The sequence below is a fragment of the Clostridium folliculivorans genome (assembly GCF_024341905.1).
Classification (GTDB): domain Bacteria; phylum Bacillota; class Clostridia; order Clostridiales; family Clostridiaceae; genus Clostridium_AR; species Clostridium_AR folliculivorans.
In genome coordinates this window covers 158401-180973 of sequence record NZ_BQXY01000004.1, presented here as the reverse complement: position 1 = coordinate 180973, position 22573 = coordinate 158401, and the positions used below count along the sequence as shown (strand labels likewise).

Genomic DNA, 22573 nt, shown 5'->3' with positions numbered 1-22573 from the left:
TGAAAATCATGCATATTTTTGTCGTTTTTCACTCAGATATATCCAATATAACAATTTATACCTTAATTATTAACTTATAATTAATGTTTCTCAAAAATGCTATTATTTTCACTCCTAAATACTAATTATTTACAAACTGTACTTTTTCTTGTATAACCTTGATTTATTGTATATTTCACCACATTAAAATTCAAATAAAAAAGGATGATATATATAACCATCCTAAAAAAGCTTAAATAATGTTTATATGCATAAATTTTCATGTTCTTGCATACTTTTATTAACTTAATTATTCATTTATTTGATAAAGACTATTTTTAACAAATAGTATATCATCTAGAATATATCTATGTTTTACTTTAGATACATCAAATTTAAATACCTTGAAAATAAACTGAACTGCATGGCCAACTGAAAACGCCATTATCAGTGTTCCAATTCCTACAAATCCTCCTAACAAGTATCCAACCACTAGTGCACTTATTTCTATAATGCTTCTTACTACTCTAACTGATTTATTTGTCTTTCTAGTCAATGCTACCATGAGACCATCTCTTGGTCCAGCACCTAACTCTGCACCTATATAAAGGAAAGTAGCTAGCGCTATAACCATAACACCACAAAACATCATTATAACTGAAATAACTATATTAGTACTTACTGGTATTATTCTATTAAACATTAAAATATCCATGAACTCTCCTATAAATATCATATTGAATATGGTTCCCCAGCCTATTCTCTCGCCTAGCATAAAGTTTATCAGTATGATAACAAAACCTACAGATATAGTCGCATGTCCCATTGTAATGTTTAATGTCTTTGATATTCCTTGACCAAAAACATCCCAAGGTGATAGTCCAATATTAGAATTTATGGCCAAAACTAGTCCGAAGGCATATAAAAAAAGCCCGAAGAAAAGCCTAACCATTGTGGAAATTATCTTTTTTATCATTGTAAATAGCCCCCAAGTATTAAATGTTATTTATAACCTTGTATATAAATAACACTATATTTTATGTAGATATATTCTGTTTAAATTACTTACTATTATATTACTATTAATTTAAAGTCATCATTACTATAAAAATATATTCTATTTTTACCAGAACGCTTTGCTTTATATAGCGCTTCGTCAGCGCATCGTATGACATCAGTAGAACTTTGAGTTTCTACACTCCAAACAGCACCACCAATACTACATCCTATTTTCCTTATCAGTGAAAAATGCAAAGGATATATATTCCCTTGCATTATAATTTTAATATTTAAAAAGGTTTAAATATTATGCCTCTATCTTGTAATAGTGTTTTTATCTTCATTACTACCACATCCACTGAATCATAACTTTGTATATGAAGATCGTATTCAAGATCTGTAGTTACCTCTTCTCCTACCCAAACCTTTATTATTTTATCAGAATCTACAGCTGTTTCAATTATCTCAATATCATCTCTGCTAAGTTCTACTGCTGTCACAATAGGAATAGCCCCTGAATCAACTAGAATATTTGACACCTCAGATAATCTTCTTAAGTGCTCTTCGTTGTTATCATTTTCTGTATGCTTAATATCTGCATCCACACCATATAACACATTACTTATACCAAGGAAATAAACTATTCTACCGTCACTAAACAACTTTCTTTCAAGCTCTTTTGCTATAGCCTTCTTGCCTACATCCTTTTGCCCTGTTATACAGATTAAAGCTTGTTTTTGTCCATATTTTTCTGCTCTTTCTTCCTTTGAAATGCTACTGTTTTCCCACTTGTTATTTCTAACGATAACCTTGTCTCTCAGCCATGCACTATCATCTTCAAGATCCTTTAGTATTATTCCTCCTCCAGCTATCTCATAGTTATCTACAATTACAAATCTGCTAGTTTGAGCTATTTCATGAGCTAAATCATAAGCGATTGGTTTTTGTGCTCTAAGTACACATTCTGCTACATCATGTCTATCTATAGAATCCTTTACTTCATTTTCTAGATTTGATGCATCTATAACTTTAGTTATTTCTTCAATTCTAACGGGTACTTTTGCTGTACCTACCTTCAGAAGATAATCTCTACCTTTTACCATAGACTGTCTTCCAAGCCAAAATAGGTTAACCTTTATTCTGTTACCAACCTTAGGTTTAGGTTCACTTGTTAAAGTAACCATTTCTCCTCTTTTTACATATATCTGTTCAGTAAATGTGAATCCTATGGCAGAACCAGATCCTGCACTTTCTGGCACCTCAGCATTGAAAATCTCAATGGAATTAACTTTATTTTTTTTACCAGAAGGATAGAATACAACCTCATCTCCAACATTAATACGTCCTGTCTCAATGGTTCCAGCTACAATTCTTCTATTGTCCCCATCTTCAGTAAACTTATATACAGCCTGCACTGGCATTCTAAAAGGTTTATCATCTGGAAGCTTTTCTTTTTCAAAACCATCTAAAATATCTAATACTGATTGTCCACTGTACCAAGGTGTCTTTTCAGATGTAGATACTATATTTTCTCCAAAGAAGCCGCTTACTGGTATATAGTATCTTGGCTCAACATCTATCTTATTTAAAAATTCTGTATATTCCTTAACTATATTGTTGAAAACTTCTTCACTATAATCCACAAGATCCATTTTATTAATTAATACAACTACATTCTTTATACCTAACATAGACAACAAGTATCCATGTCTTCTTGAATTTTCTTGAATCCCTTCATTGGCATCTATTACTAGTAAAGCAACCTCTGCCCTTGAAGCTCCGGTTACCATATTTTTCAAGAATTCTATATGTCCTGGTGCATCTATAATTATATAGTCCCTCTTATCAGTCTTAAAAAAACATCTTGCTGCATCAATAGTTATACCTTGCTCTTGCTCATCTTTTAAAGCATCAAGCAAGAAAGCATATTCAAAAGGTTTTGAATTTCTTCTACATCTTTCTTTAACCTGTTCAAGCTTTCCTTCTGGTAGTGAATTTGTATCTGCTAAAAGCCTTCCTATAATAGTACTCTTTCCATGATCAACGTGTCCAACAATTACTATATTCATATCTTCTTTGATAACGTTCATTTAATAGCCCCCATTCCTACATATAGCCGTTCTTTCTTAATTCTTCTAATCCTCCACCATCTTCTTTATCCTGAGCTCTTCCAGATCTTTCTGCTATGTTTGCAAACTTTCCAGTCTTAAGCTCTTCTATGATTTCATCAACATTTTTCGCTGTAGATTCTACAGGAGTAGTACATGGATAGCATCCTAGGGACCTATATCTCTTGCCTTCCCCTTGATCAAAATATAGTGATACCATTTCAATGTTTTCTCTTTTGATATATTCCCATATATCAAGTTCGGTCCAGTCTAATAATGGATGTATTCTTACATGAGTACCTGGAGCAAAATCAGTCTTATATTGATTCCAAAATTCTGGTGGCTGCTCTGCTACATCCCAATCATTATTCTTATCTCTTGGTGAGAAGTATCTTTCTTTTGATCTACTTCCTTCTTCATCTGCTCTTACCCCAACAATTATTCCAGTGAACGGTTCTGTATTCTTGTCAATTTCATATTTGCCGATATCATGATTCATTCTGTATCTTGGCCAGCTACCATTAAGAGTGTTAGTTAAAGCTTCAGTCTTTAGTCTCTTACAGCACTCTAACCTAGTCACCTTTCCATCTGGGAAGGTTTCATTTTTATCAAGGGCTTCTTTATTTTCTCCATATATCATATCGAGTTTCCACTTTAATGCTAGCCTATCTCTGTACTGTATCATTTCATGTATTTTATAATGCGTATCTACATGTACAAGAGGAATTGGCACATGTCCAAAGAAAGCCTTTCTTGCAAGCCAAAGAAGTACAGTACTGTCTTTACCTATAGACCAAAGCATCCCTAAGTTTTTAAACTCACTGTATGCCTCTCTTAATATATGAATACTTTTATTTTCTAACTTATCTAAATGATTCAATGTAATAACCCCCTAGTCTACTTGTTAAACTTATTGATATATCATTTCTTAATAAACTTTATTAAACTTATTAGCTTCATTTTAATACTTATTGGATTCTTTTGTATTTATCCTTACAACATGTTTATTGTCTTCAGTATCTACAATCTCCCATTGCCAATACTGTCCATGTCTTTTTACCTTCATTGCCCCTCCAGCTCCGCCAATATCATTTCCTAAGAAATATGTGATTGCCGAACTGCCACATTCTTTAAGACATGCTGTACATCCCCAACAGGCATTTTCATATTTTATATAGGCTTTTTTATCTTCATCTTTATAGATTAAGCTTCCAGGACAAACCTTTATACATTTTCCACATCTTATGCATTTATCTTTATCAATTCTTATGCTCATAGGATTCATCCCTTCCAATTAAATCTCTAAATATAATATTTACTTTGCCATTTTTATATATTGAATTTACATACTTCATCCAATTCTCATCATCCCTATTTGGATAGTCCGCATTTTCCTGATAACATCTCCATCTAGTTTCTTTTCTTGCCCTAAGATGTTCAATCAGAACTCTAGAAACATATACCCTATCTATTATTTCAAAGATAAACATTAACTGATGTAAGTCTTCAGCTTTAAGTGTATATGCTAAATTCATTAATTTTTTTATCTTCTCTGCTGCAATGTTTAGTTCATTTTCATTATATATATAGGATTTTGATATACCCCCAGCATACTCATCCATCACAGCTTGCATCATTTCTTCAACTTGTTTTATTGAGTACTCAGAATATTCATTTTCAAAGAAGCTCTTTATAAAAAATGTCTTCTCTTCTATAGCTCCACTATCTAATTTATTGGTTGTTCTACCTTCTATATTTTTAATTATAGATTCAGCTGCTATCTCTGCTTCAGCAAAACATCCTGTAACGTATTTCTTAGGACTTCCACCTGCTACATCACCTATAGCATATAGACCTTTTATTGTTGTCTTTCTATCCTTATCTATCCAATAACCGCCCGCAGTATGTCCACCAACTATATAAGGCTCAGTTCCTTCAATCTCCACATTTTCTTTAGATGGACCTGTAGTTCTCTCAAGCCATCTTAAGGTTTGAGATGGAGCCATATTTAAATAAGCCTTAAATAAATCCTTGTCTAATTCTTCTGAAATACCCTCAGTCTTTAAATAGCACGGTCCATTGCCAATCTTATTTTCCATAACTGTTGCATATAGTCTTATATGAGTATTAGGTTTTCCATACTTAGATACATAACTTTCTCCTAAGGAGTTAATCTGTTCAGCCTTTACCCCTTGTGCTATTGTTCCAGTAGGAGCTATAGTATCTTTGCACCTTAAAGCTATAAATCTCATTTCAAAAGAGGTCATCTCTGCTCCAGCTTTTATTCCCATTGCATAACCTGATCCAGTATTAAAAGGACTGTACCACATCTTGTGGCTTGAGAAACCTGGATTATTAGGTTTATATATTCCAGCTGCACCTCCTGTAGCGCATACTACAAACTTTGAATAGATAGTATAAATAATATTTTGATCTAAGGAGAATCCAATAGCTCCAACTACTTCATCATCTTTAATAAGATAGTCAACTATATTCACTCTATTTAATACAGTTATATTAGCTCTCTTATTCACTTCATCTGCTAAAAGTGGCTTGATATTTTCACCATTTATCTTTACGCTTCTCTTACCTCTTTGAATATAGTTACCAGCTTCATCTTTTAATATAGGAAGTCCCATATCTTCAATCTTCTTAGTTACACCATTCAATCTCTTTGCAATACTATAAACTAAGTCTTCTCTTATGACATTTTCTGAATCTCTTTTTACATACTCAACAAAGGATTCAGCAGTCTCACCTTTTCCTATATATGCATTAAGTGCATTAACCCCTGCGGCAAGACATCCGCTTCTCTTTATATTAGCTTTATCCGTAATTATAACTTTTAAGTCTGACTTATCCACAATAGTTAGAGCACTGAAACATCCTGCAGTTCCTCCCCCAATTACTAACACATCTGTCTCCAGTATTTCCTTTCTAAAATCCAATTCATAGCCTCCCTTATTGCCTATATTTCAGTTTTAAGTCCCCATTTTTGTCTTATGTTCGCCTCAATTCTGCCAAAAACTATTTTATCTAACAGAAGTCCTAACCCAATTATTACTACCATAACAGCTACTACCTGACTTATATCTCCTACATCTCTTCCTACCATTAACACATAACCTAAGCCTTTTGAAGAAGAAATCATCTCTCCGGCCATTAAAGCTCTCCAAGCAAAGGACCATCCTTGTTTCATACCAGCGACAATCCCTGGAAGGGCTGCTGGTATAATAACATTAATATATAACTTAAGACCTTTAGCTCCCATGGTCTTTGCAGCTTTTATATAAAGTGGATACACATTATTTATAGCTCCTTCAGTAGCTATTGATATTGAAAATATTGACCCCATAGCTATGACAAATATAATAGATTGTTCACTTATTCCATACCAAAGTATAGCAAAAGGCACCCAGCAAATACTTGGTAAAGTCTGCAATCCAAGAATTAAAGCTTTAATATTGTCACCTATATACCTAAAACGAACTATAAAAAGACCTAATGATAGTCCTATGACTACCGATAATAGATAACCTAACAAAAGTCTCCCCATACTTGCCCCAATTGCTGTAAATAAGGTATTGTCCTTAACTAAGTTAAATAAGCTTCTAAAAACCTCGAAAGGTGATGGAAAAGTATATGGCTTCCATATAGCCAAAACGTCAACTCCAAGCTTATATACCAGTTCCCATATCGCTAGCAGAAGAATATAAAACATTACCTTTTTCAATACTCCAATCATTGTCGTATTCAGCTCTTGCAATCCTCTCAACCTCCTCTCTAAGTTCCTCCATAACCTGTGCTGCTATATATGTTAAATTTACATCTTCAACTTTTCTTGGTCTTGCGAGATCTATATTAAACTCTCTTTTAACTTTTCCTGGATTTGCAGACATAACTAGTACCCTATTACCTAAAAGTACTGCCTCTTCAACACTATGAGTTATGAATATTATTGTTTTCTTAGTCTCAAGCCAAACCTTTTGAAGTTCAGTCTGAAGTATGTTCTTAGTCTGACTATCTAATGCTGCAAAAGGCTCATCCATAAGCAATACTTCTGAGTCTAAGGTTAATGCTCTCACAAGGGCTACCCTCTGCCTCATACCTCCTGAAAGCTCATGAACATATGAATTCTGAAACTTAGTTAAATGAACCATTTTAAGATAATGAAGAGCTCTCTCTCGTCTCTCCTTTTTTGGAACTCCAGCTATTTTCATTCCAAATTCAACGTTATCTATTACCTTTAACCAGGGAAATAGTGCTGACTCTTGAAACATAACAGCCCTATCTACCCCAACACCTTTAATCTCACTTCCATTTAAACTTATCTTGCCTTCAGTAGGACTCTCTAGACCTGCAATTATATTTAGCAAAGTAGACTTTCCACAACCTGATGGCCCCAATATACATACAAACTCACCTTTCTTACAAGTGAGGTTAATATTATCTAAGGTGTAGGTTTCTTTATGCTTAGATATAAATTTCTTATTTACTCCTTCAATTACGAGACTCAACTACTTTTCCCCCTTCTTATTTCGTTTTAGCTTGCTGGCTTTCCTTAATAACTTTATTTAGCGGATCTAAATCATAAAAATTAGTTAAATCCGGTTTCTCTCTTATAAATCCGATTTCTTTTGATAAAGCTGCCATCTCGGTAATAGAATCCTGTATAGGATAATTAGTTATAACTAGTCTTTTAAAAGCTGTATCTAGTACATCTTTTTTAAGCGGTTTCTTGGTGAGTTTATCTAGTTGCTTGTTTATATCACTCTTAGCTGCCTCTAGATTTGAACTAATATAATCTGTCATTTTAACATGAGCTTTCAAAAAATTAGAAACCACATCTGGATGTTCCTTCACAAAATCTTTTCTTGCTACTACTACTGCAACTGAGTAATTACCACCTCTCCAAACATCTTTATAATCAAGAATGACTTTAGCACCAGCTTCTTTTTCTAATCTAGTACCCCAAGGTTCTGGAACTAGAGCTGCATCTATCTTGTGTTGTGATAAAAGAGTTTTAATTAGAGAGTTCTCTGCCTGTACTACATCAACCGTTCCACCAGCTGTTTTGTCTTTTAATCCATTTTCTTTTAATAGTGCTCTTAGGGATAAATCTTGAGTGTTACCGAATTGAGGAATTGCGACTTTTTTTCCTGAAAGGTCTTTTACACCTTTTATTGAGGAATCTTTTGCTGCAAGCAAAACTGCTCCTGCACTAGAAGCTCCAGCAATAATTTCAATGGATCCCTTAGAATTTATATACCCGTTTAATGCAGGCCCTGGACCTATATACCCTATATCTATACTTCCTGCAAGAAGAGCTTGCAGTTCATCTGGACCAGCATTAAATTGTTTCCAGTTAACGCTATATTTATCACCTATAGCCTTCTGAAATTCTCCATTGTTCATTCCTACTAAAGCTTGAGCATGAGTTATATTAGAGAAAAAGCCAATTCTGACTTTAGAAGTGTCTTCGCTTTTTGATGAGCATCCGAAAAGCCCCAATACCATTACAGATGTCATTACAGAAGCAAGGATTTTTTTTATATTCATTTTTTAGCCCCCCAAGTACTTTAGCCGTTATTACGGATGTACCACTTCGTAATAAAATTTATTATTTTTAAATTCTCTCACCAGAAGCCGTGAGAGTTTTAAAAATAGATTTCGGTTCTAAGTGGTACATCTATAGATATCTTCTTTTTTTAGATAAGCAATTATTTGCTCTACACACTGTTCTATAGAAGCTTTATGTGTATATATTGTGATTTCAGGATTATCAGGTTTCTCATAAGGTGAATCAATTCCCGTAAAGTCTTTTATAAGTCCAGTTCTCGCCTTTTTATATAACCCCTTTGGATCCCTATCCTCGCAAACTTCTAAATCACAATCAACAAAAACTTCTATAAACCTATCTCTTAGTAATTCTCTTATACTATCCCTATCCTCTCTAAAAGGAGAAACAAAGGTAGCCAAGGTTATAATGCCTGCATCAACAAAAAGTTTAGATACTTCCTTTACTCTTCTTATGTTTTCAATTCTATCTTCTTTAGAAAATCCAAGTCCTGAATTTAATCCATGTCTTAGATTGTCCCCATCTAATAAATAAGTAAGATAAGAATCATTGTGCAGTTTTACACTTAATGCGTTTGCAATTGTAGATTTGCCAGAACCTGAAAATCCAGTAAACCACAGCAGTATCCCCTTTTGATTTAATAGCCGTTCCCTATCTTCTCTGCTAATACTAGTATTGTGCCAAACTATATTAGCATCATTGTTAATATTCATAGCTAAGCCTCCCCAAAATTATTTTTGTTATGAAATTAACATTTACGCTCAGATTAGCCGAGTAAGCCCCAAATAAGTACCGAAAGCTATAAATCCTAGAACCTTCTGTAATTTATCAATTCTAATTACCAACTATTCCGATATGTTTTATTTTATTAAATTAAGTATATTAGAGGATTTAATTGAAATCAATACATTTTTTGATAATTAATAAACAATTTAACTATTTTTACTGTAAATCAGTTAAAAAATAGGCGTTTTAGTTAGGATATCCTCATTCCGAGTTAATAAATGTATACTTTGGTAACTATACTACATATTTAGACATAACTTATCTTAATTACTTCGAAAGGAAAAAGTTTATTTTACATTATAACTAAAAGTGATAAAATTATATAATAGGAATTTAAAAGTATAATTTATAGAACAGGGGGCTTTTTAATGTCTAAAGAAGTAAATATTGATTGGAGTACATTGGGGTTTAATTATATCAAAACAGATTTCCGATATGTTTCTAAGTGGAAAGATGGAAAATGGGATGATGGCGCACTTGTTGAGGATAATATGCTTTCAATAAGCGAAGCTTCAACAGCTTTACATTATGGGCAACAATGCTTTGAGGGATTAAAAGCATATAGAACTAAAGAAGGAAAAATTCAGCTTTTCAGACCTGATCAAAATGCAAAAAGAATGGCTGCTAGCTGTAACAGGTTATTGATGCCAGAAATATCTGAGAAAAAGTTTATAGATGCTTGTATTCAAGTTGTTAAGGCAAATGAACACTATGTTCCACCTTATGGTACTGGGGCAACATTATATCTAAGACCTTTCGTAATAGGTGTTGGTAATAACATTGGTGTAAAACCTGCACCTGAATATATATTCTGCGTATTCTGTATACCTGTAGGGGCTTATTTCAAAGGTGGAATAACTCCTGTAAACTTTATAATTTCAGATTATGATAGAGCAGCACCTTACGGTACTGGGGCAGCTAAAGTTGGTGGAAACTATGCTGCAAGTCTACATCCTCATGAACTAGCAGCAAAGGGTGGCTATGCAGATTGTATTTACCTAGACCCAGCAACACACACTAAGATTGAAGAAGTTGGAGCTGCTAACTTCTTTGGTATAACAAAGGATAATAAATTTGTAACACCTGATTCACCATCCATACTTCCTAGCATAACTAAGTATTCCTTGCTTCATTTAGCTAAAGAATATTTAGGTTTAGAAGCTGAAGAAAGAGATGTATTTATAGACAACATAGATGAATTCAAAGAAGCAGGCGCTTGTGGAACTGCAGCTGTAATAACACCAATAGGTGGAATCTTCTATAAAGATAAGCTTCATGTGTTCCATAGTGAAACAGAAGTAGGCCCAATTACAAAAGAACTTTATGACACACTTTCAGGAATTCAATTTGGTGACAAAAAAGCGCCTGAAGGATGGATTGTAGAAGTTAAATAGAGCATTTTATTAAGTGAAGAGTTACTAAAGTCTTCCTGTACTAAAACTTAATTTATGCATGTTCAAAAATCCTGAATTCTTGGAATTTTGCGGCATACACAAATTTATAGTTTAAGTCAGGAACTCAATAAACTGTAGCTCTTCACTTTTTTACATTAACTATTGGTATAAATTGAATGGAGGATTAATATATGGAAAAAGTGAAAATCGATGATTTTACTAAATATACTTTTTTATCTTCAATAAAGCACTCACCTGATGGTAACTATGCCTGCTTTGTTGTGCACCAAGCAGATCTTGAGGATAACAAATACTTATCAAATTTATGGATTATTGACTTAAAAAGCAATTCTAAATACAGACTTACATCCTCTGACTCTGAAAAGAGTTTTTTATGGCTTGATTCTGAGAATATAATATTCCCTGCCCAAAGGGATTCTAAAGATAAAGAAAAACTTAAGAACGGCGAAGAATTCACTCACTATTATAGAATTAATATTCACGGTGGAGAAGCAGTTAAACTATTTACTATTCCTAAGTCTGTAAACTCCATAAAACAAATTAACGAGAATTTGTACGTGTTCTCTTCAGATTATAATCCTAATGAAACTGATTTAAGTTGTTTAAATTCTGATGAAAAACAAAAAGAATTAAGCAGAAGAAAAGACGAAGATGATTATGAAATACTTGAAGAAATACCATTTTGGCTAAATGGTGGTGGATTCACGAGAGGCCAAAGAACAAGATTATATTTATTTGATACTGCAACGCAAAAGGTTGAAACTATTACAGACGAAGCTACAAATGTTGATTTCTTTGACTTAGACGTAAGCAAAAGTAAGCTTGTAATACTAAGCTACCATTTTAAAGATAAAATGCCTACGACAAATGAAATATCAATATATGACTTAAAAAAGAAAAAGCTCACTATAGTACCTCAACCGTTACCTATGAGCAATAGATTTGCAAATTTTATATCTAATAAAAACCTTATAGTGGCAGCAACAGATATGTCTAAATACGGTATAAATGAAAACTCAAAGTTCTATACCATTGACTTAGATACCTATGAACAAAAATGCATTACACCTGATTTTGATAAAGCTTTGGATAACTCTGTAGGTTCAGACTGCAGATATTGTGGTTCTGTAACAATGCAAATTGAAGGAGAATTCTTATATTTTATAACAACCGAAAATGATAGTTCTTTATTAAACAAGATAGATGTAAATGGAAATATAGAAACTCTAACTAATGGTAATGGAACTGTAGATGGGATAAGCATAAATAAAGATAATGCACTATTCATAGGAATGGCTTCAGAAGCTCTTCAAGAAATTTATACTGTAGGTGATAATACCTCTGAAAAATTATCTTCTTTTAATGATTGGGTTAAATCAGAAAAGCTTATTTCTTCTCCAGAAAAAGTAAGTATTGAAACAGAGCCAGGTATACTAATAGACGGCTGGGTTATTAAACCTGTGAATTTTGATGAAACCCAAAAATATCCTGCAATATTAGATATACATGGTGGTCCTAAAACAGTATACGGCACAGTTTTCTTCCATGAAATGCAGTACTGGGCTAGTGAAGGCTATGCAGTCTTTTTCTGCAACCCTAGAGGAAGCGATGGAAAAGGCAACGACTTTGCTGATATCAGAGGAAAATACGGAACAATAGATTATGAAGATATCATGAAATTTACTGATGAGGTGCTAAAAAGATATACATTTATAGACTCTGCAAAAGTTGGTGTAACCGGAGGCTCTTATGGCGGATTTATGACCAACTGGATAATAGGCCACACTGATAGATTTAGTGCCGCTGCTTCTCAACGAAGCATTTCAAACTGGACTTCTTTTTTCGGCACAACAGATATAGGTTATTTCTTTGGACCAGATCAAACTGGAGCAACACCTTGGAGTGACTACGAAAAAGTATGGTTCCACTCCCCACTAAAATATGCGGATAAGGTAAAAACACCAACACTATTCCTACACTCCAATGAAGATTATAGATGTTGGATTCCTGAAGCTCTTCAGATGTTTACTGCATTAAAATATCACGGAGTAGAAACAAGACTTTGTATGTTTAAAGTAGAAAACCATGAGTTGAGTAGAAGTGGCAAACCTAAACATAGAGTTAGAAGGATTACAGAAATAACGCAATGGTTTGATAAGCATCTAAAAAATAACTAAAATGACTATTTTCGCGATTATCTGACAAATCGATACACCAATTCACCTTCTTATTTATATACTATAATATAGAATAATCTATATAAACATATAAATATATAAAGTGCTTTTTATATATTTATATCATTATATTTTTAAGGAAGGGATTTTTGATATGTCAATGTATAACGATTATAATAGATATGACTTATGTCCAAATGACCCTGGCTATCCAGATGGTCATCATCATAAACATCACTGCAATCCTTGTGCTACTCTTACCACTATTCGTAGAGTAAATACTAGAATCTTAGGTGGGGCTATAATACCATTCGCATCAGATTTTATTGCACCGGTTATTCTTACGACCATAGCAGGCAATCTATTTAGTGACGCTACAATAGTAGGTTTTGGGAGTGCCTTCCCCGGATTCACTCTTACAAATAACGGTACCACATTAACTATACCTACTGGTACGCCTGATGAAGCTTTTTCAATGCCTCGCTCCGGAATAATTACTTCTATAGCTGCTCACTTTACAGTTTTAACTGCAGTAACTCTTACAACCCCAGTAACCATTGTAGCTCAATTATTTAGAGCAAATTCTACCACATTTACAGCTATTCCAGGAGCTTTAGTTAACTTAGATCCGTTACAAGGTTCTTTATCAATTGGAGATTCAGTCAGCGGGATAGCTAACTTTGAGGCACCAGTAGAGGCTGGTTCACGTGTTATGATGGTATTTTACGCAACAAATCCTACCGGAGTTGCAAGTGTTGTTAGAGGATATGTTAACGCAGGTGCTGAAATAAAATAAATTAATTTAATTTACCCTAAAAGTATAGTTTTCTATGAAAGCTCATATTAGCATAGACTTAACTTGTTTAAATGTTACCTTTTAATTAAAAAGGAGACTCTGAATAAGCAGAGCCTCCTTTTTTCTTAGATTCTATAAAACTTCAATAACAGTGTACTTATCTTCTTCTAGCAAAATCTACAAATCTAAATCTATCCGGTCTATGTCTAGATTCTGTATACTGAAATAGACTAGTATCTTCTAGATAAACATAGTTTTTAACCACTACTATCATATTGAAGTTTTCAAAGTCTAAAACAGCCTTATCTTCTTCGGTAGCCTGCTGAACTGTAAATTCCTTCTTAGCATAACTAATCTTTAGACCTAAAGTATTTTCTATATATTCATATATGGAATTCTCACAGATTTCTTTTGTTAAATCTGGAACGAATTTTTTGTTAAAGTAATCTTTATCTAAAATAATTTTTTTGCCACCAATTTCTCTAACTCTTACTACCTTCCACGCTTCGTCATCCTCTGATAACTCTAGCTGCTTCATTATAAACTTGTCTCCACTTATAAGCTCTAATTCTTTTAATATAGTATTAGAACCACTTCCCATCTTTCCCGCAAGTTCCTTAAAGCTAGTTAATCCAGACATAGGAAAATCAAATTTATTTACATCAAGAACAAAAGAACCTTTTCCTTTTATCTTTTGTATGCATCCATTTGTCTCTAAAAGAGCCAGAGCTTTTCTTATAGTATCCCTGGATACATTATAAGCTTCCATGAGTTCGCTTTCAGAAGGAAGTTTTGAGTTTGGCTCCATCTTGCCAACTTCTATTTTATTAACTATATCATTATATATAGCTAGGTATTTACTATCCATATTATATCACCGTAAATATTTTAGCATTTATATATATAAGTTTCAACAAATATACCTTTGCATAAATAATATAGTGATTTTTAGATGTTAAGTTTAATTATAGTATTGTCTATTTGTATCTTTATCCGTTTAAATAATATACTATAGACTCATAAGGTCTTAGTTCAATGCGGTCTGTTAGCTGTTGCGAATCTTCATAATTAGATAATAATATGCTAGCATTCTCATCATATAATTTATATTCACTAGGCATATCAACTATGGTTTCACGTCCATAAAAGTTGTTTATTACCATAAGCTTTTCACCTTCATACTCTCTAACATATGCAAAAACTGATTCATGCTCTTCTAATATAGGCACATAACTTCCATATGATATAACATCATATTCTTTTCTTAAAGATATCAACTTCTTATAGTGATAGAAGATAGAATTACTTTCTTTTAATGAGTTCTCAACATTTATTTTATTATAGTTGTCACTTAAAGATATCCAAGGTTCTCCTGTTGTAAATCCACCATTTTCACTACAATCCCACTGCATAGGAGTTCTTGAATTATCTCTAGATTTACATTTAAGTATTTTTAATATTTCATCCTCACATTTTCCGCTATTTTTAAGTATGTTGTAATAATTTATTGATTCAATATCTTCATAGTGCTTTATATCATTAAAATGAGGATTGGTCATTCCAATCTCTTCACCTTGATATATGTAAGGCGTACCTCTGAGCATATGAATAGCTGTGGCAAGCATCTTTGCAGATTGTTTATGATATTTCTCTTCATTACCAAAACGACTCACTATTCTTGGTTGGTCATGGTTGCACCAAAACACTGCACTCCATCCATTATTCTTTTCCATACCCACTTGCCAACTATTAAAGATATCTTTTAACTTTAAGAAATCAAAATCCATTAAAGTCCACTTATCACCATCTTTATAATCAACCTTTAAGTGATGAAAATTAAAGACCATTGACAGTTCCTTTTCTTCAGGATTTGAGTAATTTATACAGTTATTAATATCAGTAGAGGACATCTCTCCTACAGTTAATATGTTATTCTTAGTAGCAAAGGTTTTATTATTTAATTCTTTTAAATATTCATGTATTCTTGGCCCATCAGTATAAAATTTTCTGCCATCTCCTTCAAAGTCATCTTCATATATATCTGGCTTAGAAATCAGGTTTATTACATCTAGTCTAAATCCATTTACACCCTTCTCCATCCAAAACTTTACTACTTTGTATATTTCATCTCTAACCTGAGAGTTCTCCCAATTCAAGTCAGCCTGAGTTTCATCAAACAGATGTAAATAATATTCATCATTTACCTTCTTCCAAGCACTTCCTCCAAACTTAGACTTCCAATTAGTAGGTTCGGAGCCATCTTCCGTCTCTTTAAAAATGTAATAATCTTTATATTGTTTCTCATTCCTTAGAGCCTTCTTGAACCATTCATGTTCTGTAGAAGTATGATTAAACACCATGTCCAGCATCACACCAATATTCCTATTAGTGCATTCTTCAACTAACTTTTCAAAATCCTTCATTGTTCCAAATCTTTTATCTATGCTACAGTAATCAGCAACATCATACCCATTATCCTTCTGTGGAGAAGCGTAAAATGGAGTAAGCCATATATAATCTACCCCAAGCATTTCTAAATAATCAATTTTTTCTATTACTCCCTTTAGATCACCTAAACCGTCTCCATTAGAATCCTTAAATGATTTAGGATATATTTGATAAATTACGCTTTTTTTAAAGTCTTTCATATAATCTGCTCCTTTAAAATAAGTGTTAAAGAGGAAGGAGTTTCCCCCTACCTCTCTTCTCACATTAATTTCAAATTCTATTATCCATTTAAGCTAGCTTTGTCTTTTATCGCTTTTCTTTTTGAAAGAGCTATAGTTAGTACAAATGGTACTGCTATTGCTACAACCATGCATAAAGCGAAAGTAACCATGTATTGTGGCTTTATTGATAAAATTCCTGGAAGTCCACCTACTCCAATTGAGTTAGCCATAACTCCTGATCCTACAGAAATAACTGCTGCAATTGCTGATCCAGTCATAGCGGCTAAGAATGGATATACATATTTTAAGTTTATACCAAACATTGCTGGTTCAGTTACCCCTAGATAGCATGATATGCATGCTGGTATAGATACTTGCTTTTCTTCTTCATTATCTCTATTTATAAAAATCATAGCTAGTACTGCTGATCCTTGTGCTATATTAGATAAAGCTATCATCGGCCACAAGTTTGTACCGCCTAACTGTCCCATAAGTTGTAAGTCTATAGCATTAGTCATATGATGTAAGCCTGTAATTACTAAAGGTGCATAAGCAAATCCAAATACAGCTGCAAATAACCATCCAAAAGATGAAGTTAAAGCGTTATATACTACATATGATATACCTGAACCTATCTTCCAACCAAGTGGTCCTAACACTGTATGAGCTATAAGTACTGTTGGAACAAGTGATAAAAATGGAACTACTATCATTGATATATATTCCGGAACGACCTTACGAATATTTTTCTCTAATATTGCAAGTAAAAATCCTGCAAGTATTGCTGGAATTACTTGAGCTTGGTAACCAATCATTTGAACCTGCGCAAAACCAAAGTTCCAAACTGGAATTTCCTTTGCTCCTGCTACCGCATAAGCATTTAATAACTGTGGAGATACTAACGTTATACCTAGTATTATTCCTAGTATTTGAGTTGTACCCATTTTCTTAGATATTGACCATGTTATTCCTACAGGCAAGAAGTGGAATATAGCTTCACCAATAAGCCATAAGAATGAGTGGACGCCTGCCCAAAATTGTGATACTTCTATTATTGTCTTAGTGCCTCCATCAAGAAGCTTGATATCTCCTATTACATTACGGAAACCTAAGATCAAACCACCTACTACTAATGCTGGTATAAGTGGTGTAAATATTTCAGCAAGGTTTGCTAGTAGTCTTTGCATAAAGTTCATGTTTCCCTTAGCTGCTACTTTTGCCTGCTCTTTACTTACTCCGTCTATACCTGCTACCTCAACAAAGTCATTGTAAAACATAGATACTTCATTACCTATGATAACCTGAAATTGTCCAGCTTGAGTAAAAGTTCCCTTTACACTCTTTAAACTTTCAATTTTCTTCACATCTGCCTTTTTAGGCTCAGCTAACACGAACCTCATACGAGTAGCGCAATGTGTTACAGCTGATATATTTTCTTTTCCACCTACATATTCTAATAAAAGCTTTGCATCATTAGAAAACTTAGCCATAAAATAATCCCCCCGACATCTTAATATAAATAAGTTTATGTTTAAAAATTAATTTAGTAAATGATTACATAGACTTTAAATAAAAAATTTGATAAAGCGATTTTCTTTATTAAATTTTTTTGCGCATCTGCCTTTTCTGAACGTATGTGAAGAAATTCTGGCAGGCGACATATTCTTCTTTTTTATTCTTTAACTTATACTATGTCTTAAGTCTGTTAGCATAATTATCCACAGATATAATTGAGCTATAATTTCCTCTAAAGGATAAAAAATTCATTCAATAAGTCCTTTTAAAATTCAAGAAAACATTTTCATTAATTACAACCTATACGTACAAGTTTGTCTATGTTTTTATTATATGCTGTACGTACAGGTTCGTCAATATATATTTTTTATTTTTTCTAATTTATCTTCTGTACCCAAATATTTTTTGATTATAATTACTCAATAATGCATTAATTAATATCACAAATATAATGCCCTATCCTCCTTTACAACGCACTTATCATATTTTAAAACATTTAAATTATATTAGTGTGCCACTTAATTGATATTTAGTAACAATTTGTTCAAAATCATCACATCAAATTGACACAATAATAAAATATAATTTTTTTAGACAAGCAGTCTATATAAAAATATTCAAATTAGAAACACTTGAAAGTTAAGGAGTGAAAACATGATAAAAAACGTATTATCTAAAAAGCTTGTGATGGTAGTTTCAGCTTTAAGCATCACAGGATTATTACTTACAGGATGTAGTAGCTCTAATAAAAATACACAAGCTAATGCAGCTACTCAAAATCAACAAGGGCAGCAAAGACAACAAAACGGAAAGAATTGGGCAGCAAATTCAGAAGAAAGAAAGAAACAAATGGAGGATAGTGTAAACTCACTTGTATCTGATGGAACTATTACTAAGGATCAAGGAACTAAAGTTTTGGAGGCATTGACCTCATCTACGCAAAGACGGAATGGGCAACAGAATAATAACAGTGGTAATAGCCAAGGTAATGCTAATGACAATACGCAAAATAATAATCAACAAAACCAAAATAATCAAAATAACCAACAAGCACCAAGTAATCAAAACGGACAGAATAAAGGGAACAGAGGCAACTTCAACCCACTTAGTCAACTAGTTTCCAATGGCACAATAACACAAGCCCAAGCTGATAAGATTATGGAAAAAGTAAGAGCAAATATGCCTCAAAGACAAAATAACAACAACAATAACGGAGCTACAAACAACAATAATAGTACTAATAATAACGCGAACAATAGTACAAGCAACAACAGTACAGGCTCATAATATAACTTTTTAGTAATTCTTAAAATCACTTAAGGGCAAATAAGCTTTTTCACTGTAGTAAATACGCCTATTGAAATATCTACTATGATAGTAGATTAAAACTTAATGCTTTTATGGATAACAAAATAGTGTAGATAACCTCGCCTATGTCTGAGATTATCCACACTATTTTTTATTTTTATCCACAAATTTATCTCTATTAATCATTATGGTGTGTATAAATTAAATACGTTAACATACTTAATTTAAAAAATTGCAAATAAAATCGCTATATCTAATGATTTTATCCTCCAAGAGTGATGTCTTGATCACTATACCAGCTCAATGCATTGTAGAAATGCTCTGGCTTAAAATCTGGCCAATACTCATCAATAACATAAAAATCTGAGTAAATAGATTGTACAGGAAGGAATCCACTCAGTCTTCTCCTGCCGCCCCATCTTATTATAAGATCTACTCTAGACACATCATAAGATTGTATTTGATTATTAATATTATTACTTCTAGACTTAACCTCTTTAAGATGGTCTAAATCCCATTTCCAACTATAATTTACTAAGAAATTAACTTTCATACCTCCATTACCGAAGGTTTTTCTTACGGTATAAGGCATTAGCTCTTTCGGAAACATATCAGACTTTGTATTTCCTACTACAAGTAATTCTGCATCTTGATTTGAAAGAACCTTTACAGCATTAATACAAGCCTCTGTAAATGCTTTCCTTTGTTCTGCAGGCCTTTTTGTATTATCAACAGTAAAACCATAATAAGTTACTTCTTTTATTCCAGCATTTTTACACAAAGTAAAAAGTTCCAATCCAGGATCTATTCCTGAAATATATCCATTCTCTTTAGATAATCCCTTATCTACAGCCCATCTTCTATTTCCATCTGGAATTATTCCTACGTGATTTGGTATTCTCATAAACCCACCTCAATAATATATAAGTCTAAATATGAATCATATACATATTATTGCCAACATACCAAAAACTAACCACAGATATTTGTTATACAAAGATATAATTTACTTTTCTAAGTTCTGTAATGGTAGTTTGCCAACCCTTTCTACTAAAAATGTAGATAAAAGCACTATGATACCCCCAATTATCTGAACAACAGTAATAGATTCACTTAATAATAATGTCGAAAAAACTACCGCTGATATAGGATCAATGTAACTAAGTATAGCTATTGAATGACTCTCTAAGCTCTTCATAGCAGTAAAGTATAATAAATAAGCAATGCCTGTATGTATAACTCCAACAATTAATACAAACATAATACCCTTAGCCCCTAGTGTTGAAACCTTCATTATTTCGCCTCTATAAATTATAAAAGGTAAAAGTGTTATTGCTGAAACTACAAGTTGAATTAGTGTAGTATCAAATCCCGACAAACCTTTTATAAACTTATTTGTCAATACTACAGTGGCATATAAAGCAGCTCCACTAAGCCCATACAGTATACCTTTAATATTCTGCGAAAACTCACCTGCACTTTCACCAGAATTTAATATCATCACTATTCCAATCAGTGCTGCTATTAGACACGCTAACTTAGTACCTGTAAGTTTTTCTTTAAGTATAAAAGGTGCTGCAATTATTACAAACATCGGTGCAAAATAATAGCTTATAGTAGCTATTGAAACAGTAGTATATTTATAGGCCTGAAATAATAATATCCAATTAAAGCCTATAGCAATACCTGAAAGTATTAATGGAATTACATTTTCTCTTATTCTCGATATAAAAATCTTTTGCTTACCTATTACGCTAAAAGAAAATAAAAATAAACTTCCTATTGTAGCTCTTAAAAAAGCAATCTCTAGAGATGGTAAATTTATATTCTTTACAAAAATTCCTATGCTTCCAAAAATAATCATTGCTAATAATATTTTTATCTTATCATTCACGTCTTTAGCCCCCAATTCTAAGTAGTCTTTTCTTAAGTAATTTCTTATAAGTTCACAATATTAAACTTGTAAATTTACAAACTCTAAAAACCCTCACAGATAAAGGATTTTCAAGCATTCATAAGTTTAGTTTTCTTAATTAAGCTCTATTGTACATGCTTATATAATACTTTACATTATATATAACTGTTTGTCATTGTAGTTTAGGTGCTTTATAATTATTTAGGTAAAGATTTTTTACTAGGAGGATTTGTTATGAGAATTGGAGTTATAGGTTTAGGTGGAATTGCCCAAAAAGCATATTTACCTGTTATAACAGCAAGAGAGGATATAGAACTTGTATTTTGTACAAGGAGTAACGAAAAATTAAAAGAGCAAGCTAAAAAATATAGAATTACTGAGTACACAACGTCAATAGATGATTTAATAAATTCAAAGATTCAAGCTGCTTTTGTTCATACCGCAACTGAATCTCATTTTGAAATCTGTAAGAAACTACTTATGTCAGGTATACATGTTTACGTAGATAAGCCGATTTCCTACTCTTATGAAGAATCAAAACAACTGGTAGACATTGCAAACAAGTATAATAGAACTCTAATGATAGGTTTTAATAGAAGATTTGCTCCTATGTATTCTTCAATTAAAAACGAAGAAACTGCCAATGTAATTTTAGTGCAAAAAAATAGAGTCTCTAGCCCTCAAGATATAAGAACATTTATACTTGACGACTATATACATGTGCTTGATACAGCAAGATTCTTAATGGGTGGAAATATAGCTGACCTTCAGGTAAATGGATTAATAAAAAATAATAAGTTATATAATGTAGTTACAAAACTATCAAATGAAAATACTACTTCAATTGCCATAATGAACAGGGATAGTGGTATGTCAGAAGAACTCGTTGAATATATGTGTCCTGGCAAAAAAATTGTTGTAAAAGATATGGCGCATAATTCTAGCCTAGCTAATAATAAAGAGAGCTTAAGTAAACTAGGCGATTGGGATACAACCTTATATAGAAAAGGTTTTGAGCAAATAATAAATCATTTCATAGACTGTATAAGAGATGGGAAAGAGACCGCTATATCCTTAGAAGACGCACTCCTTACACATAAAATATGCGAAGATATTATAGAAAAACTTATGCAACTATAATCCTTTCTATACTTATACGAACTTAACTTTTTATAACACTTATTTTAAAAACAAATTAATATAATTTTTAAAATAGGTTTTATAAACTAACAATACACATGATCCATCAATATCATAATAGATTTAATTTATATATAACTTAATACTAATTAATACAAATGCTAAAATTAATGCAATGGTGGTGAAAA

At 32.5% G+C, this 22573-nt stretch carries 20 protein-coding genes; 5 read left to right on the top strand and 15 right to left on the bottom strand.

What is annotated here, in order from left to right; genetic code table 11:
- Positions 1–289: 289 nt before the first annotated feature.
- The 10 genes from OCU55_RS13845 to cysC form a co-directional block, all read right to left on the bottom strand.
- Positions 290–955, bottom strand: coding sequence for a YczE/YyaS/YitT family protein (locus OCU55_RS13845; RefSeq protein WP_261852902.1), 666 nt, complete (start codon positions 953–955; stop codon positions 290–292).
- Positions 956–1050: 95 nt separating this feature from the next.
- Positions 1051–1233, bottom strand: a complete 183-nt coding sequence (locus tag OCU55_RS13840) for a GGDEF domain-containing protein (RefSeq protein ID WP_261852901.1) — start codon at positions 1231–1233, stop codon at positions 1051–1053.
- 35 nt (positions 1234–1268) lie between these two features.
- The gene (locus tag OCU55_RS13835) at positions 1269–3068 is read right to left on the bottom strand and encodes a GTP-binding protein (protein ID WP_261852900.1); all 1800 of its coding nucleotides are present in this window, start codon (positions 3066–3068) and stop codon (positions 1269–1271) included.
- A 16-nt stretch (positions 3069–3084) separates the two neighbouring features.
- Positions 3085–3966 (bottom strand): sulfate adenylyltransferase subunit CysD, encoded by an 882-nt coding sequence (gene cysD / locus OCU55_RS13830; protein ID WP_261852899.1) that lies wholly within the window; start codon positions 3964–3966, stop codon positions 3085–3087.
- 81 nt (positions 3967–4047) lie between these two features.
- Positions 4048–4362: a 4Fe-4S dicluster domain-containing protein gene (locus OCU55_RS13825; RefSeq protein WP_261852898.1), complete on the bottom strand. Its 315-nt coding sequence runs from the start codon at positions 4360–4362 to the stop codon at positions 4048–4050.
- A complete protein-coding gene (locus OCU55_RS13820; RefSeq protein ID WP_261852897.1) occupies positions 4346–6034 on the bottom strand; it encodes an adenylyl-sulfate reductase subunit alpha in 1689 nt (562 codons plus the stop codon). The genes OCU55_RS13825 and OCU55_RS13820 overlap by 17 nt, the downstream gene beginning before the upstream one ends.
- 20 nt (positions 6035–6054) lie before the next feature.
- A complete protein-coding gene (locus OCU55_RS13815; protein WP_261853082.1) occupies positions 6055–6807 on the bottom strand; it encodes an ABC transporter permease in 753 nt (250 codons plus the stop codon).
- On the bottom strand, positions 6764–7603 hold the full coding sequence (locus OCU55_RS13810; RefSeq protein WP_261852896.1) for an ABC transporter ATP-binding protein: 840 nt from the start codon (positions 7601–7603) through the stop codon (positions 6764–6766). Before OCU55_RS13810 ends, OCU55_RS13815 begins: the two co-directional genes overlap by 44 nt.
- A 16-nt stretch (positions 7604–7619) precedes the next feature.
- A complete protein-coding gene (locus OCU55_RS13805) occupies positions 7620–8645 on the bottom strand; it encodes an aliphatic sulfonate ABC transporter substrate-binding protein (protein ID WP_261852895.1) in 1026 nt (341 codons plus the stop codon).
- Between the two features lie 117 nt (positions 8646–8762).
- Positions 8763–9377 (bottom strand): adenylyl-sulfate kinase, encoded by a 615-nt coding sequence (cysC, locus tag OCU55_RS13800; protein ID WP_261852894.1) that lies wholly within the window; start codon positions 9375–9377, stop codon positions 8763–8765.
- A 441-nt stretch (positions 9378–9818) separates the two neighbouring features.
- Between cysC and OCU55_RS13795 the strand changes: the two genes are divergently transcribed.
- The 3 genes from OCU55_RS13795 (at position 9819) to OCU55_RS13785 (ending at position 13838) form a co-directional block, all read left to right on the top strand.
- A complete protein-coding gene (locus OCU55_RS13795) occupies positions 9819–10844 on the top strand; it encodes a branched-chain amino acid aminotransferase (protein ID WP_261852893.1) in 1026 nt (341 codons plus the stop codon).
- 191 nt (positions 10845–11035) lie between these two features.
- Positions 11036–13042: an alpha/beta hydrolase family protein gene (locus OCU55_RS13790; RefSeq protein WP_261852892.1), complete on the top strand. Its 2007-nt coding sequence runs from the start codon at positions 11036–11038 to the stop codon at positions 13040–13042.
- A 154-nt stretch (positions 13043–13196) separates the two neighbouring features.
- Positions 13197–13838, top strand: coding sequence for an exosporium glycoprotein BclB-related protein (locus OCU55_RS13785; protein ID WP_261852891.1), 642 nt, complete (start codon positions 13197–13199; stop codon positions 13836–13838).
- A gap of 157 nt (positions 13839–13995) precedes the next feature.
- Here OCU55_RS13785 and treR read toward each other — a convergent pair whose 3' ends face one another.
- From treR to treP, 3 genes are all read right to left on the bottom strand, one after another.
- On the bottom strand, positions 13996–14706 hold the full coding sequence (gene treR / locus OCU55_RS13780; protein ID WP_261852890.1) for a trehalose operon repressor: 711 nt from the start codon (positions 14704–14706) through the stop codon (positions 13996–13998).
- A gap of 121 nt (positions 14707–14827) precedes the next feature.
- The gene (treC, locus tag OCU55_RS13775; protein ID WP_261852889.1) at positions 14828–16486 is read right to left on the bottom strand and encodes an alpha,alpha-phosphotrehalase; all 1659 of its coding nucleotides are present in this window, start codon (positions 16484–16486) and stop codon (positions 14828–14830) included.
- Positions 16487–16566: 80 nt separating this feature from the next.
- Complete coding sequence (gene treP / locus OCU55_RS13770; protein ID WP_261852888.1) at positions 16567–17997, bottom strand: PTS system trehalose-specific EIIBC component; 1431 nt, start codon at positions 17995–17997, stop codon at positions 16567–16569.
- A 679-nt stretch (positions 17998–18676) separates the two neighbouring features.
- Here treP and OCU55_RS13765 point away from each other — a divergent pair.
- Positions 18677–19309 carry a hypothetical protein gene (locus OCU55_RS13765; RefSeq protein ID WP_261852887.1) on the top strand — a complete coding sequence of 211 codons (633 nt, stop codon included), beginning with the start codon at positions 18677–18679 and terminating at the stop codon, positions 19307–19309.
- Between the two features lie 283 nt (positions 19310–19592).
- Here OCU55_RS13765 and uppS read toward each other — a convergent pair whose 3' ends face one another.
- Both uppS and OCU55_RS13755 read right to left on the bottom strand, forming a co-directional pair.
- Positions 19593–20234 (bottom strand): polyprenyl diphosphate synthase, encoded by a 642-nt coding sequence (gene uppS, locus OCU55_RS13760; protein WP_261852886.1) that lies wholly within the window; start codon positions 20232–20234, stop codon positions 19593–19595.
- Positions 20235–20336: 102 nt separating this feature from the next.
- Positions 20337–21224 carry a DMT family transporter gene (locus OCU55_RS13755; RefSeq protein ID WP_261852885.1) on the bottom strand — a complete coding sequence of 296 codons (888 nt, stop codon included), beginning with the start codon at positions 21222–21224 and terminating at the stop codon, positions 20337–20339.
- Between the two features lie 255 nt (positions 21225–21479).
- Here OCU55_RS13755 and OCU55_RS13750 point away from each other — a divergent pair, with 255 nt between their 5' ends.
- Positions 21480–22385 carry a Gfo/Idh/MocA family protein gene (locus tag OCU55_RS13750; RefSeq protein WP_261852884.1) on the top strand — a complete coding sequence of 302 codons (906 nt, stop codon included), beginning with the start codon at positions 21480–21482 and terminating at the stop codon, positions 22383–22385.
- Positions 22386–22573: the final 188 nt, after the last annotated feature.